Annotated in this window: 24 protein-coding genes; 11 read left to right on the top strand and 13 right to left on the bottom strand. The window is 69.0% G+C overall.

The features are described from left to right. Positions 1-4 precede the first annotated feature (4 nt). The 3 genes from KXR53_RS04970 (at position 5) to KXR53_RS04960 (ending at position 3,623) form a co-directional block, all read left to right on the top strand. The gene (locus KXR53_RS04970; RefSeq protein WP_437373981.1) at positions 5-1,888 is read left to right on the top strand and encodes a potassium/proton antiporter; all 1,884 of its coding nucleotides are present in this window, start codon (positions 5-7) and stop codon (positions 1,886-1,888) included. A gap of 71 nt (positions 1,889-1,959) precedes the next feature. Beyond that, complete coding sequence (locus KXR53_RS04965; protein ID WP_437373980.1) at positions 1,960-2,997, top strand: histone deacetylase family protein; 1,038 nt, start codon at positions 1,960-1,962, stop codon at positions 2,995-2,997. Positions 2,998-3,083: 86 nt separating this feature from the next. Continuing rightward, a complete protein-coding gene (locus KXR53_RS04960) occupies positions 3,084-3,623 on the top strand; it encodes a metallophosphoesterase family protein (RefSeq protein ID WP_437373979.1) in 540 nt (179 codons plus the stop codon). Here KXR53_RS04960 and KXR53_RS04955 read toward each other — a convergent pair whose 3' ends face one another. Both KXR53_RS04955 and KXR53_RS04950 read right to left on the bottom strand, forming a co-directional pair. Then, entirely contained in the window at positions 3,624-3,770 is a 147-nt protein-coding gene (locus KXR53_RS04955) for a hypothetical protein (protein WP_437373978.1), read from the bottom strand. It lies immediately after the preceding gene. An 83-nt stretch (positions 3,771-3,853) separates the two neighbouring features. Further along, positions 3,854-4,678: a helix-turn-helix domain-containing protein gene (locus tag KXR53_RS04950; RefSeq protein WP_437373976.1), complete on the bottom strand. Its 825-nt coding sequence runs from the start codon at positions 4,676-4,678 to the stop codon at positions 3,854-3,856. Between the two features lie 111 nt (positions 4,679-4,789). On the opposite strand from KXR53_RS04950, the gene KXR53_RS04945 reads away from it, so the two are divergent. Further along, positions 4,790-5,158, top strand: a complete 369-nt coding sequence (locus KXR53_RS04945; RefSeq protein WP_437373974.1) for a nuclear transport factor 2 family protein — start codon at positions 4,790-4,792, stop codon at positions 5,156-5,158. Positions 5,159-5,198: 40 nt separating this feature from the next. Here the strand turns inward: KXR53_RS04945 and cml are convergent, their stop codons facing one another. Beyond that, positions 5,199-6,383 carry a CmlA/FloR family chloramphenicol efflux MFS transporter gene (gene cml, locus KXR53_RS04940; RefSeq protein ID WP_437373973.1) on the bottom strand — a complete coding sequence of 395 codons (1,185 nt, stop codon included), beginning with the start codon at positions 6,381-6,383 and terminating at the stop codon, positions 5,199-5,201. Between the two features lie 272 nt (positions 6,384-6,655). Here cml and KXR53_RS04935 point away from each other — a divergent pair, with 272 nt between their 5' ends. Next, complete coding sequence (locus KXR53_RS04935) at positions 6,656-6,955, top strand: HlyU family transcriptional regulator (protein WP_437373971.1); 300 nt, start codon at positions 6,656-6,658, stop codon at positions 6,953-6,955. 3 nt (positions 6,956-6,958) lie between these two features. Here the strand turns inward: KXR53_RS04935 and KXR53_RS04930 are convergent, their stop codons facing one another. Then, a complete protein-coding gene (locus KXR53_RS04930) occupies positions 6,959-7,927 on the bottom strand; it encodes a GlxA family transcriptional regulator (protein WP_437373970.1) in 969 nt (322 codons plus the stop codon). A 106-nt stretch (positions 7,928-8,033) separates the two neighbouring features. On the opposite strand from KXR53_RS04930, the gene KXR53_RS04925 reads away from it, so the two are divergent. The 4 genes from KXR53_RS04925 (at position 8,034) to KXR53_RS04910 (ending at position 10,385) form a co-directional block, all read left to right on the top strand. Further along, on the top strand, positions 8,034-8,273 hold the full coding sequence (locus KXR53_RS04925; RefSeq protein WP_437373969.1) for a hypothetical protein: 240 nt from the start codon (positions 8,034-8,036) through the stop codon (positions 8,271-8,273). Then, entirely contained in the window at positions 8,228-8,950 is a 723-nt protein-coding gene (locus tag KXR53_RS04920) for an alpha/beta fold hydrolase (protein ID WP_437373968.1), read from the top strand. The genes KXR53_RS04925 and KXR53_RS04920 overlap by 46 nt, the downstream gene beginning before the upstream one ends. Positions 8,951-8,961: 11 nt before the next feature. Further along, positions 8,962-9,942: a quinone oxidoreductase family protein gene (locus KXR53_RS04915; protein WP_437373967.1), complete on the top strand. Its 981-nt coding sequence runs from the start codon at positions 8,962-8,964 to the stop codon at positions 9,940-9,942. A 92-nt stretch (positions 9,943-10,034) separates the two neighbouring features. Then, positions 10,035-10,385 carry a putative quinol monooxygenase gene (locus KXR53_RS04910; protein WP_437373966.1) on the top strand — a complete coding sequence of 117 codons (351 nt, stop codon included), beginning with the start codon at positions 10,035-10,037 and terminating at the stop codon, positions 10,383-10,385. Between the two features lie 15 nt (positions 10,386-10,400). On the opposite strand, the gene KXR53_RS04905 is transcribed toward KXR53_RS04910, so the two are convergent. The 4 genes from KXR53_RS04905 to KXR53_RS04890 form a co-directional block, all read right to left on the bottom strand. Further along, positions 10,401-11,579 (bottom strand): NAD(P)/FAD-dependent oxidoreductase, encoded by a 1,179-nt coding sequence (locus KXR53_RS04905; protein ID WP_437373964.1) that lies wholly within the window; start codon positions 11,577-11,579, stop codon positions 10,401-10,403. 34 nt (positions 11,580-11,613) lie between these two features. Then, positions 11,614-12,087, bottom strand: coding sequence for a Cys-tRNA(Pro) deacylase (gene ybaK / locus KXR53_RS04900; RefSeq protein ID WP_437373963.1), 474 nt, complete (start codon positions 12,085-12,087; stop codon positions 11,614-11,616). 24 nt (positions 12,088-12,111) lie between these two features. Beyond that, complete coding sequence (locus KXR53_RS04895; RefSeq protein WP_437373962.1) at positions 12,112-12,492, bottom strand: DUF6481 family protein; 381 nt, start codon at positions 12,490-12,492, stop codon at positions 12,112-12,114. Between the two features lie 128 nt (positions 12,493-12,620). Beyond that, positions 12,621-13,241 carry a YdeI/OmpD-associated family protein gene (locus KXR53_RS04890; RefSeq protein ID WP_437373961.1) on the bottom strand — a complete coding sequence of 207 codons (621 nt, stop codon included), beginning with the start codon at positions 13,239-13,241 and terminating at the stop codon, positions 12,621-12,623. Positions 13,242-13,456: 215 nt separating this feature from the next. Here KXR53_RS04890 and KXR53_RS04885 point away from each other — a divergent pair, with 215 nt between their 5' ends. Next, positions 13,457-14,575, top strand: a complete 1,119-nt coding sequence (locus tag KXR53_RS04885; RefSeq protein ID WP_437373960.1) for a hypothetical protein — start codon at positions 13,457-13,459, stop codon at positions 14,573-14,575. 6 nt (positions 14,576-14,581) lie between these two features. Here the strand turns inward: KXR53_RS04885 and mutL are convergent, their stop codons facing one another. Next, the gene (gene mutL / locus KXR53_RS04880) at positions 14,582-16,435 is read right to left on the bottom strand and encodes a DNA mismatch repair endonuclease MutL (RefSeq protein WP_437373958.1); all 1,854 of its coding nucleotides are present in this window, start codon (positions 16,433-16,435) and stop codon (positions 14,582-14,584) included. A 181-nt stretch (positions 16,436-16,616) separates the two neighbouring features. Between mutL and KXR53_RS04875 the strand changes: the two genes are divergently transcribed. After that, the gene (locus KXR53_RS04875) at positions 16,617-17,627 is read left to right on the top strand and encodes a DUF6985 domain-containing protein (RefSeq protein ID WP_437373956.1); all 1,011 of its coding nucleotides are present in this window, start codon (positions 16,617-16,619) and stop codon (positions 17,625-17,627) included. Between the two features lie 52 nt (positions 17,628-17,679). Here the strand turns inward: KXR53_RS04875 and KXR53_RS04870 are convergent, their stop codons facing one another. The 4 genes from KXR53_RS04870 to KXR53_RS04855 form a co-directional block, all read right to left on the bottom strand. Further along, positions 17,680-18,390 carry an anti-sigma factor gene (locus tag KXR53_RS04870; protein WP_437373954.1) on the bottom strand — a complete coding sequence of 237 codons (711 nt, stop codon included), beginning with the start codon at positions 18,388-18,390 and terminating at the stop codon, positions 17,680-17,682. After that, on the bottom strand, positions 18,387-18,947 hold the full coding sequence (locus KXR53_RS04865; RefSeq protein WP_437373952.1) for a sigma-70 family RNA polymerase sigma factor: 561 nt from the start codon (positions 18,945-18,947) through the stop codon (positions 18,387-18,389). The genes KXR53_RS04870 and KXR53_RS04865 overlap by 4 nt, the downstream gene beginning before the upstream one ends. Before the next feature lie 80 nt (positions 18,948-19,027). Next, positions 19,028-19,600 carry a fasciclin domain-containing protein gene (locus KXR53_RS04860; protein ID WP_437373950.1) on the bottom strand — a complete coding sequence of 191 codons (573 nt, stop codon included), beginning with the start codon at positions 19,598-19,600 and terminating at the stop codon, positions 19,028-19,030. Between the two features lie 105 nt (positions 19,601-19,705). After that, positions 19,706-20,416, bottom strand: coding sequence for an SDR family NAD(P)-dependent oxidoreductase (locus KXR53_RS04855; protein WP_437373948.1), 711 nt, complete (start codon positions 20,414-20,416; stop codon positions 19,706-19,708). Positions 20,417-20,513 lie beyond the last annotated feature (97 nt).

The following is a 20,513-nucleotide window of genomic DNA, read 5'->3' as shown; positions in this document are numbered from 1 at the left end:
ACCGATGATCGAGGCGATGAACCTCGCCATTCTCGTCGCGGCGGGACTCATTGCGCTCAGCGTCTTCACCAGCCTGATCTCATTCCGGGTCGGCGCCCCTCTGCTGCTGGTGTTCCTCGCGGTCGGCCTCGGCGCCGGCGAGGACGGCATCGGCAAGATCCATTTCGACGACGCGCCTGCGGCCTATTTCATCGGCGCCGTCGCCCTGGCGCTGATCCTGTTCGACAGCGGCTTCGAGACGCGGCTGCAGAACTTCCGCGCCGCCGCCGCGCCGGCCCTGACCCTGGCCACGGCCGGGGTGCTGCTGACCGCCGGGCTGGTCGCCGTCGCCGCCCGCCTGGCCTTCGGCTTCGGCTGGTATGAATCGCTGCTGACCGGCGCCATCGTCAGCTCGACCGACGCCGCCGCCGTGTTCTTCCTGCTGCGGGTCGGCGGCATCACCCTGCGCGACCGCGTGCGCTCCACCCTCGAGATCGAATCCGGCAGCAACGACCCGATCGCGATCTTCCTGACCCTGGCCCTGGTCGAGGCCGCGCGGCTCGGGACCGGGGCGGAGACCCTGAGCTGGTCGCTGGCCACGGCCTTTGCGCTGGAGGCCAGCATCGGCATCGTCCTCGGCCTCGTCGGCGGTCTCCTGATCGTACGCGTGATCAACCGGGTCAGCCTCGACCCGGGCCTCTATCCGGTGATCGCGCTCAGCCTCGCGCTGGTGCTCTTTGCCGCCACCGGCATGCTGCACGGGTCGGGCTTCGTCGCCGTCTATGTCGCCGGCCTCGTCGCCGGCAACGCCATGCTGCGCGCGGCCGCCCTGATCCGCCGGTTCCAGAGCGGCATGACCTGGCTCGCCCAGATCTGCATGTTCCTGACCCTCGGCCTGCTGGCCACGCCGTCGCAGTTCCCGGCGGTGTTCCTGCCGGCGCTGGCCGTGGCCTTGGCGCTGACCTTCCTGGCCCGGCCGATCGCGGTCTGGCTGTGCCTCCTGCCCTACGGCTTCTCGCGCAACGAGACCACCTTCGTCGCCTGGGTCGGGCTGCGCGGCGCGGTGTCGATCCTGCTGGCCATCCTGCCGCTGATCGCGCAGCTGCCGGACGGGCGGATGATCTTCAACGGCGTGTTCGTGGTGGTCATCGTCTCGCTGCTGCTGCAGGGCTGGACCATCCGGCCGCTGGCGAAATGGCTGGGCCTGATCGTGCCGCCGCGGATCGGCCCGGTCGACCGCGTCGAGCTGGAGCTGCCCGGCCGTGCCAACCACGAGCTGGTGGTCTACCGCATCGCGGCGCAGAGCCCGGTGGCGCGCGGCGAGCGCATCCCGCGCTGGGCGCGGCCCGCCCTGATCGTGCGCGACGGCCAGTCGATCGACATCCACCATGCCGGGCGGCTGCAGACCGGCGACCAGGTCTACATCTTCACCCCGCCGCAGCAGGTGCGCCTCTTGGACCGGCTGTTCGCCACCCCGGCCCGGCTGGCCGAGGACGACCGCGACTTCTTCGGCGACTTCACCCTGCATGCCGAGGCGCCGCTGGCCGAGGTGGCGGAGAGCTACGGCTTCGCCCTGCCCGACCCGGCCGAGACCCGCACCGTCGGCGCCTTCCTGCAGGACGGCTTCGGCGGCCGGGTCGAGGTCGGCGACCGGCTGCCGGTCGGCGGGGTCGAGCTGATCGTCCGCGCCGTCGACGACGACAACCAGGTCACCGAGGTCGGGCTGGCGCTGGAACCGAGCCGCGGCGCCCAGCCGAAGCTGCCGGTGTTCCAGAACCTGTCGGAGATCGCCGCCTGGGTCCGCGGCCGGCTGCGCGAGCGCCGCGCCCGGCGGTTAGCGCCGCCACCCGCCCCGGTATCGGAACCGCCCCCGCCGGACGAGACGGCGCCAGCCGGCCGGCCGGAATAGCGTGTTCACCGGTTCCGGCGCCGCATCGCATCCGCTACTGTCGCCGGCGACAGGGACCAAGCGGGGACGCGATGCTGACGATCTATTCCGAGGACCATCGGCTGCAGCACGGCAAGGTGGAGCTGACCGGCGGCCATTTCATCCCGGTGGTGGAGAAGCCAGAACGGGCCGAGACCATCCTGGCTCGGATCAAGGCCGCGGGGCTGGGCGAGGTGCGGGCGCCGGAGCGCTTCGGCACCGAGCCCATCGCCCGGGTGCACGACCGCGGCTTCATCCGCTTCCTGGAGACCGCCTGGGAGGAGTGGAAAGCCGAGCATGGCGAGATCGATGCGCTGCCGACCAACTGGGCGGTGCGCAACATGCGCCAGGTGGTGCCGAGCTCAATCGACGGCAAGCTCGGCTACTACGCCAGCGACTGCGGCACGCCGATCACCGCCGGCACCTGGCGCGCGGCGCTGAGTTCGGTCGATGTCGCGCTGACCGGCGCGAAACTGGTGACGGCCGAGCGCAAGCCGGTGTTCTCGCTGTGCCGGCCGCCGGGGCACCATGCATCGACCGACGTCTATTGCGGCTACTGCTTCTTCAACAACGCTGCGGTGGCGGCGCAGTGGTTCCGCGACAACGGCGCTGGCCGCGTCGCGATCCTCGACATCGACTACCACCACGGCAACGGCACGCAGGAGATCTTCTACAGCCGCGATGACGTGCTGTTCGTGTCGCTGCACGCCGACCCGAATGTCGAGTACCCCTACTATCTCGGCTATGCCGAGGAGATCGGCGAGGGCGCCGGCGAGGGCTTCAACCTGAACCTGCCGATGCCCTTCGGCACCACCTGGGACCGCTACCGCGAGGCGCTGGACGCCGCGCTGGCGCGGATCCGGGACTACGGGCCGGATGCGGTGGTGCTGTCCTTCGGCGCCGACACCTTCCAGGAAGACCCGATCTCGCGCTTCAAGCTGACCAGCGAGGATTTCAGCCGCATGGGCGAGATCCTGGGCCGCGGCATCGGCGTGCCGACCCTGACGGTGATGGAGGGCGGCTATGCCGTCGACGCGCTGGGCGTGAACGTCGTCAACCTGCTTCAGGCGCTGGAGGGGGCTGCGGGCTGAGCCTGTCCTTGCCCGGACGTCCTGACGGATGTCCGGGCTTTCCCGCGTCCGGCGGGAGAGATGACCGAGACAGCGGGCACTCCCCTATGACCGTCTTCTTCACCAGCGACACCCATTTCGGCGATCCGCGGGTGCTGCGGATCGACCGGCGGCCCTTCCCCAGCGTCGCCGCCCATGACGAGGCGCTGGTGGCGCTGTGGAACGAGACGGTGGGGCCGGAGGACGAGGTCTGGCACCTCGGCGATTTCGCGCTCGGCCCGCCGCCGGAAGCGGTGGCGGCGCTGCTGGACCGCCTGCACGGCCGCAAGCACCTGATCAGCGGCAACAATGACGGGCCGGGCACGCTGGTGGCCCCGGGCTGGGACTCGGTGCAGGCTTATGCCGAGCTGAGGATCGAAGGACGGCACCTGATCCTGTGTCATTACCCGTTCCGCACCTGGAATCAGATCGGACGCGGGTCGCTGAACCTGCACGGCCATTCACATGGCAGGCTGACGCCGGCGACGCGGCAATACGATGTCGGGGTGGATGTGCAGGAGCTGAGGCCGGCGACGCTGGATCAGATCATCGCCCGCAAGCGCCGGCGGCTATCGGCCATGGGAAGGATGGAACCGGACGGGGTGTGATCAGAGTTCGGGGTCCGGCAGCGGACGCCGGCACCGTTGCGGGGTGCGAGTCGCCCGGCGCAGCGCGACATGCAGCTCGCGCTCATGCCCATCGTCGTCGGCCATGGCCGCCGCCAGCAGCCGCATCCAGTTCAGCACCCTTCGCATCGGCCGGCTCCCCTCAAGGAAGTCTCCAGCCCATGTGACCCGGTTGCGGGAATTATGTCAAATACGAGACGGCGACAATTTTGTTACAAAGCGTTGCCGGCGCCCGTTCCGGCCATGCGGCGCAGGGCGTCCGCGGTGGCGGCGTCGGCCGGGAAGAAGGCTTCCACCGCCAGCTCCGACAGGGTGACGTCGACCGGCGTGCCGAACACGGTGGTGGTCGACAGGAAGGACAGAATCCCCGATCCGGTCGCGAGGCGGAACGGCACGACGATGTCGGGATGCGCCTCCTCCGGCGGGGCCAGCGCCGCGACTCCGCGCGCCGGGGCCGGATAGGCCTGCAGCTCGGCCAGCAGCTCGACCAGGACCGGATCGGCGGTGGCCTCGACCTGCCGCCGCAGCCGCTCGAGCAGATGGCCGCGCCATTCCGGCAGGTTGGCGATTCGCGGCGCCAGCCCCTGCGGATGCAGGCTGAGCCGCAGTACATTGACCGGCGGCTGCAGCAGCGCCGCCGACGCCCCCGCCATCAGCGGCGCCACCGCGGCGTTGGCGGCGACCAGATGCCAGTGCCGGTCGACCGCCAGCGCCGGATTCGGCGCCTGCGCCTCGAGCACCCGCTCCACCGCCCGCCGCGCCAGGGCCAGGGCCGGATCATCCAGCGGCCGCACCGGATAGGCCGGGGCGAAGCCGGCGGCGACCAGCAGCGTGTTGCGCTCGCGCAGCGGCACGTCGAGCCGCTCGGCCAGGTGCAGCACCATCTCCCGGCTCGGCCGCGCCCGCCCGGTCTCGATGAAGGAGAGATGGCGGGTGGAGATGTCGGCCTCGCAGGCGAGGTCGAGCTGGCTGAGGCGGCGGCGCCGGCGCCAGTCGCGCAGATGGTCGCCGAAGCTGGGGGCTGTGCTGCGGTTCATGCGACGACGATAGCCGGCGGGCGGCGGTGCATCCATGACCTGGGAGGTAATCGCTTTCGCGACGGGGGCCGGACAGGATCGTGCCATCGCAACCACCGCTGGAGAGCGAAGATGAGCAACGCCACCGAACTGGTCGACCGCTATATCGCGATCTGGAACGAGACCGATGCCGGCCGCCGGCGCGCCCTGATCGACGCGACCTGGACCGAGGACGCGGTCTATGTCGACCCGATGATGCGGGGCGACGGCCGCGCCGCGATCGACGCCATGATCGCCGCGGTGCAGGAGCGCTTCCCCGGCCACCGCTTCCGCCGTGTCGGCCCGGTCGACGAGCACAACGACCGCATCCGATTCCGCTGGGAGCTGGGGCCGGAGGGCGAGCCGGCACTGGTCGCAGGCACCGATTTCGGCGAGATCGCCGGCGGGCTGCTGTCGGGCATCACCGGCTTCATCGACCACGCCCCGGCGATGGCGGCGTGAGAAAAAGGGGGGCGGATCCGGCGGGATCCGCCCCATCGCTTCACTCGGCCGGCAGCCGCAGAGCCAGGCCGATCACGGCCAGCGCCGATACGGCACAGAACGCCGCCAGCGGCCAGGCTGTGCCGGCCGGCAGCGCCAGCACCGTGAGCGTGCCGGCAGCGCCGACGATCAGCCCCTCCAGGCAGGCATAGAGCGCGGTGGCGGTGCCGGCGACATGGCCGAAGCCCTGCAGCGCCCCGTTGGCGGTGACGGCGCAGCTGACTGAGATCCCGGCCGAGATCACCCAGACCGGCCCGAGGAAGGCCCAGAGCGACGGGCCCGTCACGAGCTGTCCCAGCGCCAGCAGCCCGGCCCCGGCCAGCAGCAGCGCCATGCCGCGGATCAGGCAGCCGCGCCGTCCCCAGCGTGCGGTGAAGCGGCCGGCGAAGCGCGCGGTCGCGATCATCACCAGGGCGGCGGTGCCGAAGGCCAGGCTGAAGCCGATCGGCTCCAGGCCGAGTCGGCCGATCAGCACCGCGGGCGCGGTCGAGAAATAGACGAAGAACGCGCCCATCGCCGCGCTGAAGCCGAGGGTGTAGGTCCAGAACGGCGTGCTGGCCAGGATCGCCCCGATATGGCGCAGCCGCACCCCGTCGCTGCCCTCGGGCCGGGTCTCCGGCCAGCGCCACAGCGCTTGCAGCCCGGCGGCGGCACCGAGCCCGGCGAGCAGCCAGAAAATGCCGCGCCAGCCGAAGCCGTGATCGACCGCGGCACCGAGCAGCGGCCCGAAAGCGGGCACGAAGGCGAGCATCGAGCCGAGCAGGCTGTAGATCGCCGCGCCCTCGCGCCGTGCCGCGTAGACGTCGCGCACCGTGGCGAAGGTCGCGACCAGCATGGCCGCGGCGCCGGCCGACTGCAGCAGGCGCAGCGCCAGGAACGGCGCGGCCGAGGATGTCAGCGCCAGCCCGGCCGAAGCGAGGGTGAAGGCCAGCGCGCCGCCGAGCAGCACCGGCCGCCGGCCGACGCGGTCGGACAGCGGCCCGAACAGCAGCTGGCCGCAGCCGAGCAGCAGCAGGTAGAGGCTGAGGGTGAGCTGGACCAGCGCCGGCGTCGCCGCCAGGGCCGCCGGCATCAGCGGCACCACCGGCAGGTACACGTCCATGCCGAGCGAGGCCAGCAGGTCGAAGGGGGACAGCAGCAGCAGGGTCGCTGCGAGAGAATAGGGCCATGGCCTGGGTGCAGGCATGGGAAGACCTCCGCGGAAAGGGGAATTCCGGCGGCGGTCCGCATCAGGGTCGGCGAGGGATGGCCGGGGCCGTGACTGGAACGCCGCAACAACCGGATCGGCTGCTGCGGCTCAGCGGGTTGCGGTGACGTCGGTCCTCATCGCGGGGCTCCGGCCTGGATCGGAAGGCTGTAGCCGCTGCGCCGCGGCGCGTCAATCTGCTGGGAATGCGTGATCCGCGGCGCGATCCGGGCTAGGCTGCGCCTCCCCTTCCTTGAGCTGCGGGCAGCACCATGGTCTCCTTCCTCAAATCCCTGTTCGGCGGCGGCAAGCGCGAGGAGGCCGCGCCCGGCGAGGCCCCGGCCGGGCCGGCGGTCGAGTACAAGGGCTTCCGCATCCGCCCCGCCCCCTTCGCCGCCGGCGGCCAGTACCAGACCGCGGGCGTGATCGAGAAGGACTTCCCGGACGGCACCAAGACCCACCGCTTCATCCGCGCCGACAAGCACGCCAGCAAGGACGACGCCACCGCCTTCTCCGTCACCAAGGCGCAGCAGATCATCGACGAGCAGGGCGACCGGCTGTTCGGGGCGTGAGACTCAGCGGGCCTGGCGGCGGTATTCGCCGGGCGACAGTCCGATCCGGCGCGAGAACAGGCGGCTGAAGGACGCGACGTCCTGGTATCCGACCTGGTAGCAGATCTCGGCGATACCGAGATCGCTGCGCTCGAGCAGGTCGCGCGCGGCGTCGAGGCGCCGGTCCTGGATCCAGCGGCCGGGCGTGGTCTGCAGCTCTTCGGCGAAGCGCCGGGCCAGGGTGCGGGGCGAGAGGCCGAGCGTCCGAGCGAGCATGGCAGGATCCAGGGCCGGCAGGTCCGCTCGCGCCAGTTCCAGGAGCCGGTCCCGGAGCGGCTGGGCCGTCGGCGCCGCCTCCTCCAGCGGAAACTCGTAGGGCGTCTGGAACCGGCGTGCCGGCGGCAGCACCAGCAGCTTGCGCACGATCCGCTCCTCCTTGGCGAAGCCGAGGTCGCGCAGCAGAGCCGAGGCGAGCTCCAGCCCGGAGAAGCCGCCGCCGCAGCTGTAGATCCGGTCGTGGCGCAGCAGCAGCCGTGACGGATCCCAGCGCACCTTCGGAAAGCGCCGCAGCGCATCTTCCTTCAGCCACCAGGAGATGGTGGCGCGCCGGCCGTCGAGCAGCCCGGCATCGGCCAGGAAATAGGCCGCGCCGCAATGCGCGGCGATGATCGCGCCCTGCTGCCGCGCTTGGTCGATCAGCGGCCGGGCGTGGCCGCTCTCCTCCGCCAGGGCCTGCAGCATCTCCGGCACGTTCAGCCCCGGCATCGCCAGCAGCACCAGCACGTCGACCGGCGCCGTGGGCTCGGGCTTGGCCGGGAAGGCGATGCCGGAGGTGGCGGCGGCCATCGCCGCCCGCGCCACGAACTCGAAGGAGAAGGCGGGTTCGCGGCGCAGCGCGTTCACCAGCTCCAGCGTCTCGACCAGCGTCGCTGCGACCGCCGAGTAGAAGCTGGCGGGCAGCCAAATCGCCACATGGATGGGTTTGCTCCGCATCTGGCAGAAATAGCATAGAGATTGTCAGGCCTGCCAATTCAGCCTTCGGCCGCACGACTCTACGGTCTCTGAGCGCGGCCCCGGCCGCTCCCCTTCCGAGGCTTTCATGACCAGAGTCCCTCTCGCCATCCTGGCCGTGGCGGCGGCCGCCCTGTCCGCGCCGGCTGCCGCCGCGCCGCCCGGCCTGCCGACGGGTTTCCAGGGCCGAACGGTCGCCGTGCCCGGTGCCGAGATCTTTGTCCAATTCGGCGGCTCCGGCGACCCGGTGGTGCTGCTGCACGGTCATCCCGAGAGGGCGACATGTGGGGGCCGCTGGCGGCGGCGCTGGCGCCGGACCACACCGTGATCGTGCCGGATCTGCGCGGCCTCGGCCGGTCCTCCCGCCCCGCCGGCGGCTACGACCAGGCCACACAGGCCGCCGACATCCGCGCCGTGGTCGAGGCTCTGGGCTTCGACCGCGCCACACTGGTCGGACACGATCTCGGCGGCATCGTCGCCTACGCCTATGCCGCGCGCTATCCCGACAAGGTCACCCGGCTGGCCTTCCTGGAGGCGCCGATCCCCGGCGTCGGCCCCTGGGAGGAGGTCAAGGCCATCCCCGCGCTGTGGCACTGGAACTTCGGCGGCCCGGACGCCGAGCGGCTGGTCGCCGGGCGCGAGCGCATCTATTTCGACCATTTCTGGAACGCCTTCGCCGTCGACCCGGCGAAGATCGGCGACGAGATCCGCGACCACTATGCCGCGCAATACGCCGCGCCGGGCGGCATGCGCGCCGCCTTCGCCCAGTTCGCCGCCTTCGCCGAGGACGCCCGGCAGAATGTGGGGGCGGAGAACCGCAAGCTGGCCATGCCGGTGCTGGCGGTGGGCGCCGAGCGCGCCTTCGGACCCTACCCCGCCGTGTTCATGCGCGCCGTCGCCACCGATGTGCGTGCCGTCGTCATCCCCGGCACCGGCCACTGGCTGATGGAGGAGGCCCCGGGCGCGACCGTCGCGCTGCTGCGCGACTTCATCGACGGCGAATGACGGAGTATCCGATGAAGGCGGTGGTATTCGACCGGATCGGCCTGCCGACCGAGGTGCTGTACCTGGCCGATATGCCGGTGCCGGAGATCGGGCCGGGCGAGGCGCTGGTGCGGATGGTCGCGGCCTCGATCAATCCGGGCGACTTCCTGTTCGTCCAGAACCTGTATCCCGAGCCGAAGAAGCCGCGCTTCCCACGGCAGATCGCCGGCAATCACGGCGCCGGGGTGATCGAGCGGGCGGGGCCCGGCGTGGCGCTGCCGCCCGGCACGCTGGTGGCCTTCAGCCACGAGAAAACCTGGGCGGAATACGCGGCCGTCCCGGCCGAATACCTGATCCCGCTGCCGCCCGACATGCCGGCCGAGAAGGCCGGGCAGCTGATGAACCCGATCACCGCCTGGGACCTGGTGATGGAATGCGGGGTCGGGGCCGGCCAGTGGCTGGCGGTGACCGCCGGCTATTCCACGATCTCGACCCTGGTGCTGCAATTCGCCCGGCGGCGCGGTATCCGCACGGTCGCTATCGTCCGCCGCCTGCGCGCCGACCTCGACCTGCCCGGCCTTGGCGCCGAAGCCGTGATCGATCTGTCCCGCCCGGACCTGGACCTACGCGCCGAGGTCACGGCGATCACCGGCGGGACCGGGCTGCACGGGGTGGTCGACAATGTCGGCGGGCCGGCCACAGGCGAGCTGATCCGCAGCCTCGGCTTCGGTGGCCGAGTGGTGATCAATGGCGGCATGAGCGAGGAGCGCTTCACCCTGCACAATTTCGATGTGCTGCTGAACGGCGTCAGCATCCAGCCCAGTGTCTACCGCTACTTCTTCGGCCCGCCGCCACCAGAGGACGCGGCGCTGCTGCGCGAGGTGATCGAGGCCTTCGCCCGACCGGAGATCCGGGTGCCGCTCGGTGGCGTCCACCCGCTGGCGGATGCCGAACGGGCTATCGCCGAGAGCTGGGCCCGCCCGGGCGACGGCAAGCGGATCTTCCGGATGTGAGGCGGCCAGTCCATGACCTCCGAGGTCATGGACCGTGGCAGCGGCCAGCGGCCATCCTTCCGGCCATCTGCCACCGAAAGCGCGGAGCCCCGATGCTGCTGTCCACCGTCACCCGCCCCGGCGACAAGACCGTCTCCTTCATCGTCACCCTGCATGTGAAGCCGGGCCGCGAGGCCGAGTTCCTGGACCTGCTGATGCCGGTGCTGGACGCGATGCGGCACGAGCCGAGCTTCATCAACGCCGTGCTGCACCGGTCGCCGGACGACCCGACCCTGTTCATGCTGTACGAGACCTGGGCCGATCTCGACGAGCTGCTGCAGGTACAGATCCCGCGCGGCTATCGCCAAGCCTATATCGCGGCACTGCCGGACGTCTTGCGGCAGGAGCGCGGCGTCACCGTCTGGACCCCGATGCGCGGGGACTTCGCGACGGTCGAGGCCTGACCGCTGCGCCGGACCTCAGACAGCCTGTCCGGCGCACCAGCCGGACGACCAGGCCCATTGGAAATTGTAGCCGCCGAGCCAGCCGGTGACGTCCACCACCTCACCGATGAAGTACAGGCCCGGCACCGCCTTCGCCTCCATCGTCCGCGAATCGAGCCCCGCGGTGTCGACCCCGCCCAGCGTCACCTCGGCGGTGCGGTAGCCCTCGGACCCGGCGGGCCGGACCCGCCAGCCGTTCACCGCCTCCGCCACCCGGCGCAGCACCTTGTCGGAGAGATCGGCGAGGTTGCCGACAGCACCTGCCGCCTCCGCGATCGTCTGCGCCAGCCGCCTCGGCAGGGCTTCGGCCAGGACGGTGTGCAGGGCACGGCGGCCATTGTCGGCGCGGGCGGCACGCAGCCAGTCGAACACGTCGGTGCCGGGCAGCATCGACACCTCGATCTCTTGCCCCTCGCGCCAATAGGAGGAGATCTGCAGGATCGACGGGCCGCTGAGACCGCGATGGGTGAACAGCATCGCCTCGCGGAACCGGGTCCGGCCGCAGCCGATCTCGGCATCGACGGCGACGCCGGCCAGCAGTTTCAGCCGCTCCAGCAGCGCCGGCTCGAAGGTCAGCGGCACCAGGGCCGGCCGGGTCTCGGTCACCTTCAGGCCGAAGCGCGCGGCGAGATCGTAGCCGAAGCCGGTGGCGCCCATCTTCGGGATCGACCGGCCGCCGGTGGCGATGACCAGCGAGCGGCAACGCACGGAGCCTGACGTCAATCCCAGGACGAAGCCGTCGGCATCGCGCTCGACCGATTCGACCTTGCTCGACAGGCGCAGCGTGGCGCCGGCCCGGCCCATCTCGGCCAGCAGCATGTCGATGACCTGGCGGGACGAGCCGTCGCAGAACAGCTGGCCCAGCGTCTTCTCGTGCCAGGCGATGCCGTGGCGCTCGACCAGGGCGATGAAGTCGCGCTGGGTGTAGCGGCGCAACGCCGAGATGCAGAAATGCGGGTTGGCGGACAGGAAGTTCGCCGGCGCCGCGTGCAGATTGGTGAAGTTGCAGCGGCCACCGCCGGAGATGCGGATCTTCTCGCCCGGCGCCGCGGCGTGGTCGAGGACGAGCACCGAGCGGCCGCGCTTGCCCGCTTCGGCCGCGCACATCATCCCGGCGGCCCCGGCGCCGATCACCGCCACGTCGAAGGATTGCACCCTGCCCCCCGTTCCGGCCTGCCGCCCGCCCCGATCAGGCCACCAGCGGCCCGACCTTGGCCTTCAGCACCGCCTGCAGGTCCTTGGGGCTGAGCCGGATCTGCAGCCCGCGCTGGCCGCCATTGACGAAGATCTCGGCCTCGGCCATCGCCGATTCGTCGATCGCGGTCGGCACCGCCCGCTTCTGGCCGAGCGGGCTGATGCCGCCGACATGATAGCCGGTGACGCGCTCGGCATCGGCCGGCCGCATCATCTGCGCCGACTTCGCGCCGAAGGCGGCGGCCAGCTTCTTCATGCCGACCTCGCGGTCCGACGGCACGACGACGCAGACCGGCTTGCCGTCCGCCTCCGCCATCAGCGTCTTCAGCACGATGCGCGGCGGCACGCCCATCGCCTCCGCCGCCTGCAGCCCGATTCGGTCGGCATCCGGATCGTAGTCGTAGGTCGCCACGGCGAAGCCGACGCCCGCCCGCTGCAGCGCCTGGGTGGCGCGGGTGGTCTTCGACATGCCGGCCTTCCCGCGCCTCTCCGGTCAGCGCTTGCGCGCCTTGCGGGCGGCGTAGCGGGCGTCGCGCTCGGCCTTCTGCTCGGCCAGCATCGCCACCATCCGCTCGGCCTCCTCGCGCCGGGCCCGGGCCTCGGCCTCGGCCGCCTCGGCCCTGCGCCGCGCCTCTTCCTGCGCCTGCGCTTCGGCCTCGGCCCGCAGCCGCGCCTCTTCGGCCTCCTTCGCCGCCCGGCGCTCGGCTTCCCGCTTCTGCCGCGCCTCGAGGATGGCCTGCCGCTCCTGCCGCTGCCGGACCAGCTCCGGATTGTCGGGCGCGGTCTTCGCCCGGAACTTCTCCAGTGCAGCCTTCTTCGCCGCCGCCGCGCTGCTCAACCGATCCCCGAACCCCTTTTCCCTGTAGCCGCTCATTACCGCTGTCTCGTTGACCAATCCCCGCCGGGGCCGGCCGAGCCGCCCCTCCGGACGCCCCTAGATATGCCGGGCCGCGACCGGTTCCAACTGCGGATGCGTCATGCCCCGCCCCGCCGGAGCGCAGGTCAGGACCCAGCTGTCGTCCCCAGGGGATAGATCCGCTCGCCCCGCGCCAGCATGGCGACGAAATCGGCGATCCGGCGGGCGCGGGTCTCGGCCTTCTTCGCGGTCTGCACCCGATAAAGCACCGCATACCGGTTGCGCGAGTCGAGCCGGGCGAAGAAGGCTGAAGCCGCTGGGTTGGCGTCGAGTGCCGCCTGCAGGTCGTCCGGCACGCCGCGATGGCGGCTCAGGCCGTAGGCTTTCTCCCATCGCCCGTCGCGCCGCGCCGCCTCGACCGCGGCCAGCCCGGCCGGCGCCATTCGCCCGGCGGCTATCAGCGCCTCGGCCTTCTGGCGATTGCGCTGCGACCAGGCGCTGTGCGGCCCGCGCGGGGAGAACTTCTGCAGCCAGGCCCCGGCGTTGCGTGTCTGCTTCTGGCCGTCGATCCAGCCATGACGAAGGGCGATCTCCAGTGCCTCTTCGTAAGTCACCGAGGGCGCGCCGGACCCCGCCTTGGCGATGGCCAGCCAGACACCGCGGGAGGAGCCGTGATTCGTCGCGAGCCAGGTCTGCCAAGCCGAGGCATCGGCGAAACGTAGCACCGGCAGGCCCTGATATTCGGAGATCGCTTCGGCATCGCCCATGTCGCCAGAATAGCGGATAGACAGCCGCAGGGCCCCATCGATGCGATTCAGCGCACTAAAAATTTAGCTTAATACCGAGGTTCACCAGGCGATAAAAGACTATTTTAAACAACGATTTGCCCCTAGGCATAGAGTCTATTTTCGTTCAAGATTGCTTACTGCTTAGTTAGAATGGTTGCCATCACGCCCCGCCTGTTTAATCTGCCGGAGTTCTTATGACAGATATATTCGACTTCGTCGAAGATAATGATCTGCGTAAATCACTAACTCAGGATTGGATTGAGCTGCAAAATGCCTTCCAAGGCAAGTTGTGGAAGATTTGCCATGTACTGTCAGGATCGATTATAGAATCTGTATTGATAAATTTCTTGATTGAACTGGATGAAAGCAAAAAGAATGAAATTCTTTCAATATCTCTTGGAACTTCTATAGATCAATGTCACAAACGCGGAGTCATCTCCGATACAACAAAGCAGTTGGCCATTGTTATTCGCGATTTTCGGAACCTTATCCATCCTGGACGCCAAATACGGCTGGAGCAATCCACTACGAAAGAAAGCGCAAATATTTGCATAAATTTGGTAAGCATGATTTTAAATGAAGTTCAGAAGAGTAGGGTTGATAGAATCGGTCTAACAGCAGAACAGCTCGCAAATAAAATTATCTCAGATCCTTCTTGCGTGAAGATCTTAAAGCACTTCATCGATGGGATGAAAGACTCTCAATTGACACAATTTGTCATGCACGTCGCCCCCCAAAAATACGATATTCTTGAAAGTGAACAAAAGGGAGATACTCTTGGAATTACAGATAACTTTCATAAAATAAACGCTATAAAAAATTCTTTAAACATTGTATACGGCATTTTGAGCCAAAACTCCAAAATGAATAAATCTAAGTCAACTATCAAAATTCTGAGAGAAGGAAGTGAAGATTACATAATATATTATATGGAAAGATTTTTTATCTCCGAGGAGGTTCAATTTTTCTCTGATGCAGAATTTATCTTTTTTGAAGATTACATTATGAACGCAGCAAAAAACCAAATCAACTCAGTCGCCTTACAGATTATAAGTCAAACTACAGAATATATAAGCACACCTAATATAATAAACTTAATAGAAAGTCTTGTCCATAGTGCAATATATGCAAAAAACGAAAAGACTCGAAAAATTATACAAGATTTCTTGGAAAACTTTCAAATTGGCTACGACGAAAAACACTGCAAAGAAATTGATAAATTTCTAAAAGACTGGAGAGATCTATATTCAGAGGGAAAAATGAGGGATTTTTTCAATAAAATAATAGACAATAGAGACGTCATTCCATTTTAAAACTAATCATCGGCGCTGGAACAGCTTCTCGATGTCGGCCAGCTTCAGCTCGACATAGGTCGGCCGGCCATGGTTGCACTGGCCGGCATTGGGGGTGGCCTCCATGCTGCGCAGGAGCGCATCCATCTCGGTCGCGTTCAGGCGACGGCCGGCACGGACGCTGCCGTGGCAGGCCATGGTGGCGCAGACATGGGCCAGGCGCTCGGTCAGCGGCCGGGCGTCGTCCCATTCCGCCAGCGCGTCGGCCAGATCCTGCACCAGCCCGGGCACATCGGCCTGGCCGAGCAGCGCCGGCACGCCGCGCACCACCACGGCGCCGGGGCCGAAGGGCTCGAGCTCCAGCCCCAGCCCGGCCAGCTCCTCCTGCCTCGCGGCGAGGCGGTCGACCGAGGCCTCGTTCAGCTCCACCACCTCGGGGAGCAGCAGGCCCTGGCTCTTCACCGTGCCGGACAGCAGCTCGGCCTTCATCCGCTCATAGACGATGCGCTCATGCGCCGCATGCTGGTCGACGATGACGAGGCCGTCGCCGGTCTGGGCGACGATGTATGTCGCGTGGATCTGCGCCCGGGCGGCGCCGAGCGGATGCTCCGGCGCCGGCTCCGCCACCGCCGCCTCCGCCCGCGCCGAGGGTCGGGCCAAATCGGCCGCGATCGGCGCCTGCCAGGCCGCCGCTGCCTCGGCCAAGCCGGAGGGCGGCCGCGCCGGGCCGCGGGTCTGGAACCAGGAGGGCGATGTAAAGGACCCGCCGCCGGGCCGTGACAACGGAGCCGGCATCGGCGGCGGCGCGTCCTGGGCCGTGAAGGCGGCCAGGGTGTCGGCGCCGACGCTGGTCGAGGCGCGGTGGCCGGCGGCGGCGATGGCGTGGCGCAGGGCGCTGACGATCAGGCCGCGCACCAGCGCCGGGTCGCGGAACCGCACCTCGGCCTTGGTCGGGTGGACGTTGACGTCGACCTCCTCCGGCGGCAGCTCGAGATAGAGCGCCAGCACCGGGTGCCGGTCGCGCGGCAGCACATCGGCATAGGCGCCGCGGATGGCGCCGAGCAGCAGCCGGTCGCGCACCGGCCGGCCGTTGACGAACAGGTACTGCGCCTGGGCGGTGGCGCGGTTCAGCGTCGGCAGCGCGGCATGGCCGGAGAGGCGCACCGATTCGCGCTGCGCCTCGATCGGCAGGGCGTTCTCGGCGAAGTCGCCGCCCAGCACGGCGCCGACGCGGGCCAGGCGGGCGTCGAACAGCTCGCCCTGCGCCGCTTCCAGCCGCAGGATGGTGCGGCTGGCGTCAGCGACGGTGAAGCTGAGCGTCGGATGAGCCATGGCCAGGCGCTCGACCACGTCGACCGCGGCCTGGGTCTCGGCCCGCTCGCCCTTCAGGAATTTCAGCCGCGCCGGGGTGGCGTAGAACAGGTCGCGCACCTCGACCCGGGTGCCTTGGTTCAGCGCCGCCGGCACCGGTGCCGCGACCGCGCCGCCCTCGACCGACAGGCTCCAGCCCTCGGTTGCGTTGCGCGGCCGGCTGGCAATGGTCAGGCGCGACACGGCGCCGATCGAGGGCAGCGCCTCGCCGCGAAAGCCGAGGGTCGAGATCCGCACCAGATCGTCGTCCGGCAGCTTGGAGGTGGCGTGGCGCTCGATCGCCAGAAGCAGCTCCTCCGGATCCATGCCGGCGCCGTCGTCGACCACGGCGATCAGGCTGCGGCCGCCGTCGCGCAGCGACACGTCGATGCGGCGGGCGCCGGCGTCGATCGCGTTCTCCACCAGCTCCTTCACCGCCGCGGCCGGGCGCTCGATCACCTCGCCGGCGGCGATCTGGTTGACGAGGGTCGGCGGCAGGCGGCGGATGGTGCGGAGGGGCTGAACGGTCATGTCGCCGATTCTAGAGGCTGCGGCCGAGTCGTGTCACCGACGACGAGAGGCGGCATCGGGGCACTGTGCGAGAGCGAGCCCGGAGGGCAGGATGTCCTTCCATCGCGCAGACAATCCTATCGGGCGCCGATGGCCGCGCCCGCCGTCATCCGGCTGCGCGGAACCAGCCGCAGGAGACAAGATGCAGCACATCGTCGCCAACAGTTTCGAGATCGACATCGACGATGCCTTCCCCCGGGTGGTGAATTGGCATGAGGTGGTTACGGCGAAGCCCTTCACCCAGACAGCGACTTCGCCGGAATTCTCGATCTGCTCAACCGAATCCAAGGTGGAGGGCGATGCAACCGCGAGAATCGAGGGCGAGGCGGCACGGCTGGTCGAAGGGCAGGAGATCGTCGAGCGCCGTGCCTTCGACGCCGACGGTCTGCCTGGAACCTATATCGTGGTGCGTAGCCACCCGGAAGGGGAGACCGGAGCTCCCTCGTATCGCCACGTCGTTCTCCTCGTGCCGCCCGACCCGGCCTATCTCTACCAGGCCCAGGCCATATTCGGCGTTGATGAGGCAGAGACGACGGTGAAGGCGTTTGAGGCGGCGCTCGCCTCGTTCCGGCTCCGGCGGCCGGAGCGGAGCTTCACGGAGATCCTGGCAGCGCGCGAAAGCGAGTTCCGACAGGCGATGGAACGCGCGGCGGTGGCGCGGCAGGCCGCGAAGAAGGCGGCGCCCACGCCTGTGCCCACGGTCACGAAGAACAGCCTCACGGTTCACTCCGCCCTGTTCGATCGCGACATGACCGTCGAGATCTTGCTCAACGACGGCCAGACCGGGGTCGACGCCAAGCAGATCGAGACGCTGCTCGACTTCCTCCGGCTGCCGCCGGACCTGCTGCCGCGGATCAAGGATCTCCTCTATGCCGACTACCGAAAGGCTGCCGCGGAGATCGACTACGGCGCCGACGATCCTGACGACCCGTTCGAGTTGCCCGATGCGGACGCAGCCTTCGCCGCCACCAGCATCCGCCTTCTGAGCATCTCCGACACCGACCGGTGGCAGAGCCGCTTCTCGAGCCTCGTGCTCTATCCGCCCTGGGAACAGGAGCACGGTGTCACCCTCATTTTCCGGAACGGCGAGTTCCTGACCCTGTCGACGCAGGGGGCGGGCTACTACCACCCCTATGAGGCGCCGCTCCGGTAGCGGGCCTCGCTTCGGACGGCTGGTAGGAACGGAAGCGCGGCCGGCCACGCGATCACGACGGATCATCGATCAGCGTGCCGGAATAGACGACCGGCCCGGTGGGGGCGCCGGTCGGCGAGCCGCCGGCCGGCTCGACGCTGACCGCCAGCGTGCCGCCGGCCAGGGCGGAGCCGCGCAGCGCCTCGGGAATGGACAGGCGCTGCCGGTCGGTGGCATCGATCAGGCCGAGCGAGCGCGGCGGCGCGCCGGCCGCGACGAACCACAGCTCGAGGCTGCGGTCGGCCGGCACCTCCGCCCGCACCGGGCGGACCTGCACCACGCCGGCGCGGGTGTCGACCCGAACGATCAGCGCCGGCAGGTCGCCGCCGCGATTCACCACCGCGACATAGCTGTCCGGGCGCAGGGGGATATCGGCGCGGGTCAGCACGATGAAGGCCGCTAGCCCGGCGGCCAGGGCCCCGGTCGCCAGGGCCGAGGCGCGCCACACGGCGAGCGCGCGGCGCAGGCGGCTGATCACGGATGGCTCCGCGGTCGCGGGCGGCGCTTCCGGACCGACCGCCCGCTCCAGCGCGGCCCAGACATGCGGCCCGGGCTGGGCCGGCGGCACCTGCGCCGCCAGCCCCTCCAGGCGCCGCTCCCAGGCCGCGACCGCGGCCCGGAGCGTCGGGTCGGCCGCCAGCGCCCGCTCGAACACGGCCCGTTCCTCGGGCGGCAGCGTCCCGAGGACGTATTCGGCGATCCGGGCCTCCTGCTCCTCGGTCACGATCCGGCTCCGTCCAGGCATTGCCGCAGGGCGGCCAGTCCGCGGTGCAGCCAGGTCTTGATCGTGTTCACCGGCCGGTCGAAGCGGGCCGCCAGCTCCTCGCGGGAATAGCCTTCGTAATAGGCCAGCAGCACGCAGCGGCGGTGGCTGTCCTCCAGCAGGCCGAGACAGCGGCCGAGTTGGCGCATGGCCGCGAGGCTGCTGCTGTCGGCGCGGGGATCGGCGACCCCTTCCAGCCAGTCGCGGCCGTCCTCGTCGGGCTCCACCAGCGCCTCGCGGCGCTGCCGGGCCACGTCGATGGCCCGGTGGCGCGCGATGGTCACCATCCAGCCGAGCGGCGATCCGGAGTCGGGCGAGAAGGACGCGGCGCCGCGCCAGATCCGGAGATAGGAATCCTGCAGCACCTCCTCCGCCACGGCACGGTTGCGAAGGATGCGGAGGACGATGCCGAACAAGAGCGGTGAGGTCCGGTCATAGACCGCCTTGAACGCGCGCCGGTCCCCGCGGCCGGTCGCCTGCAGCATCCGGATCAGCTCCTCGTCATCCTGCGGCGGCATCGGTCCCCGCATCAAGGATGCCGGGACTCTAGCAGCAGAGTCCCGGCAGGCCGTCGTGGAATCATCCAGCCCTTCGGCGGTCACATCGGCATCAGCACGGTGTCGACGACATGGATCACGCCGTTTGACTGCAGCACGTCGGGAATCGTCACCCAGGCGGTGGCGCCCTTGGCGTCGATCACCTCCAGCCGGTTGTGCTTCCATTCGACGGTCAGGCTTTCGCCCTCGACCGTCTTCAGCATGGCCTTGCCCTTGCCGTCCTTCACCGCCTTCGTCAGGTCGGCCGCGGTCAGCCGCCCGGGCACGACATGATAGGTCAGGATCCCGGTCAGCATCGCCTTGTTCTCGGGCTTCACCAGGGTCTCGACCGTGCCTCTGGGCAGCTTGCCGAAGGCGGCGTTGGTCGGGGCGAAGACGGTGAAGGGGCCGGCGCCGTTCAGGGTGTCGACCAGCCCGGCCGCCTTGACCGCCGCGACCAGGGTGGTGTGGTCCTTCGAATGGACCGCGTTCTCGACGATCGTCTTGCTCGGGTACATCGCCGCGCCGCCGACCATCACGGTGGTTTCCGCGAAGGCGGGGCCGGTCAGGGCACCGGCCACGACAAGAGCGAGGCAGGCGCCGAACACGGTGGAGAGGTATTGATCGGCACGCATTTCGGGTTCTCCCATCCTGGTTTGTCGCCGACATCTCGGGACGGGAGGGCCTTACGGATCGTCCGCCGGGAAAGTTTCAGGACCCGGCGGAAAATGCGTTTCGGCTTACCAGGGAAAGGTGCCGAACTCCGGCTCGCCGTAGAAGATCTGCCGGTCCGGGCGGATGCGGTCGACCCAGCCGGCCAGGCGCGCCGCCGCCTCCGGCGCCTCGAGATCGGCGTCGGCGCTGGCCATCCTGGTCCGGATCCGGCCGGGATGGACGGCGTAGACGGCGAGGCCGCGCGGCCCGAATTCGCGGGCAAGGCAGGCGGTCAGCATGTTCTGCGCCGCCTTCGAGATCCGGGTGGCGTAGGCGATGCCGAGATGGTCGAAATCGCCGGCCGCGACCCGGCCGATCGACCCGAGCCGGCTGCTGACATTGACGATGGTCGGCTGCTCCGCCGCCAGGAGAGCATCGATCGCCGCCTGGCTGATCCTGAGCGCCGCAAGGCAGTGGACGTCGAGCGCCTGCTGCACATCCTCGATCCGGATGCTCGCCAGCTGCGGCCCGCGGCCGGACATGCCGGCATTGTTGTAGAGGATGTCGACCGCCGGCGCCTGCTCCGCCAGCACTTGGCGCAGCCGGTCGGCGCAGGCCGGGTCGGTGACGTCGCCGCGGACCAGGATGCCGTCCGGCCCGGCCGCCGCCGTGAAGTCGGCTGCCGCCCCGTCGCTGCGGACCACGCCGATCACCGTGTCGCCGCGTGCCGCGTACCAGCGCGTCAGCTCCAGCCCCAGCCCGGCCCCGGCGCCGGTGATCACGATTCTGCCAGCCATGCCGCCCTTCCCTTATGTCCGACGTACGGGGAGGATGCGGCGAAGCGGCCGAACGAGCAAGCGGCCGCTCCGTGCCCACCCCGGCGCAGAGAAGACG

The organism is Inquilinus limosus, assembly GCF_051487185.1.
Classification (GTDB): domain Bacteria; phylum Pseudomonadota; class Alphaproteobacteria; order DSM-16000; family Inquilinaceae; genus Inquilinus; species Inquilinus limosus_F.
This window is presented reverse-complemented; position numbering and strand designations above follow the sequence as displayed.

What these genes read in the sequence shown, in the direction of transcription:
- KXR53_RS04970 (WP_437373981.1), top strand. Translation starts at nt 5, where the DNA reads ATGATCGAGGCGATGAACCTCGCCATTCTCGTCGCGGCGGGACTCATT.
- KXR53_RS04965 (WP_437373980.1), top strand. Translation starts at nt 1,960, where the DNA reads ATGCTGACGATCTATTCCGAGGACCATCGGCTGCAGCACGGCAAGGTG.
- KXR53_RS04960 (WP_437373979.1), top strand. Translation starts at nt 3,084, where the DNA reads ATGACCGTCTTCTTCACCAGCGACACCCATTTCGGCGATCCGCGGGTG.
- KXR53_RS04955 (WP_437373978.1), bottom strand. Translation starts at nt 3,770, where the DNA reads ATGCGAAGGGTGCTGAACTGGATGCGGCTGCTGGCGGCGGCCATGGCC.
- KXR53_RS04950 (WP_437373976.1), bottom strand. Translation starts at nt 4,678, where the DNA reads ATGAACCGCAGCACAGCCCCCAGCTTCGGCGACCATCTGCGCGACTGG.
- KXR53_RS04945 (WP_437373974.1), top strand. Translation starts at nt 4,790, where the DNA reads ATGAGCAACGCCACCGAACTGGTCGACCGCTATATCGCGATCTGGAAC.
- cml (WP_437373973.1), bottom strand. Translation starts at nt 6,383, where the DNA reads ATGCCTGCACCCAGGCCATGGCCCTATTCTCTCGCAGCGACCCTGCTG.
- KXR53_RS04935 (WP_437373971.1), top strand. Translation starts at nt 6,656, where the DNA reads ATGGTCTCCTTCCTCAAATCCCTGTTCGGCGGCGGCAAGCGCGAGGAG.
- KXR53_RS04930 (WP_437373970.1), bottom strand. Translation starts at nt 7,927, where the DNA reads ATGCGGAGCAAACCCATCCATGTGGCGATTTGGCTGCCCGCCAGCTTC.
- KXR53_RS04925 (WP_437373969.1), top strand. Translation starts at nt 8,034, where the DNA reads ATGACCAGAGTCCCTCTCGCCATCCTGGCCGTGGCGGCGGCCGCCCTG.
- KXR53_RS04920 (WP_437373968.1), top strand. Translation starts at nt 8,228, where the DNA reads ATGTGGGGGCCGCTGGCGGCGGCGCTGGCGCCGGACCACACCGTGATC.
- KXR53_RS04915 (WP_437373967.1), top strand. Translation starts at nt 8,962, where the DNA reads ATGAAGGCGGTGGTATTCGACCGGATCGGCCTGCCGACCGAGGTGCTG.
- KXR53_RS04910 (WP_437373966.1), top strand. Translation starts at nt 10,035, where the DNA reads ATGCTGCTGTCCACCGTCACCCGCCCCGGCGACAAGACCGTCTCCTTC.
- ybaK (WP_437373963.1), bottom strand. Translation starts at nt 12,087, where the DNA reads ATGTCGAAGACCACCCGCGCCACCCAGGCGCTGCAGCGGGCGGGCGTC.
- KXR53_RS04895 (WP_437373962.1), bottom strand. Translation starts at nt 12,492, where the DNA reads ATGAGCGGCTACAGGGAAAAGGGGTTCGGGGATCGGTTGAGCAGCGCG.
- KXR53_RS04890 (WP_437373961.1), bottom strand. Translation starts at nt 13,241, where the DNA reads ATGGGCGATGCCGAAGCGATCTCCGAATATCAGGGCCTGCCGGTGCTA.
- KXR53_RS04885 (WP_437373960.1), top strand. Translation starts at nt 13,457, where the DNA reads ATGACAGATATATTCGACTTCGTCGAAGATAATGATCTGCGTAAATCA.
- mutL (WP_437373958.1), bottom strand. Translation starts at nt 16,435, where the DNA reads ATGACCGTTCAGCCCCTCCGCACCATCCGCCGCCTGCCGCCGACCCTC.
- KXR53_RS04875 (WP_437373956.1), top strand. Translation starts at nt 16,617, where the DNA reads ATGCAGCACATCGTCGCCAACAGTTTCGAGATCGACATCGACGATGCC.
- KXR53_RS04865 (WP_437373952.1), bottom strand. Translation starts at nt 18,947, where the DNA reads ATGCCGCCGCAGGATGACGAGGAGCTGATCCGGATGCTGCAGGCGACC.
- KXR53_RS04860 (WP_437373950.1), bottom strand. Translation starts at nt 19,600, where the DNA reads ATGCGTGCCGATCAATACCTCTCCACCGTGTTCGGCGCCTGCCTCGCT.
- KXR53_RS04855 (WP_437373948.1), bottom strand. Translation starts at nt 20,416, where the DNA reads ATGGCTGGCAGAATCGTGATCACCGGCGCCGGGGCCGGGCTGGGGCTG.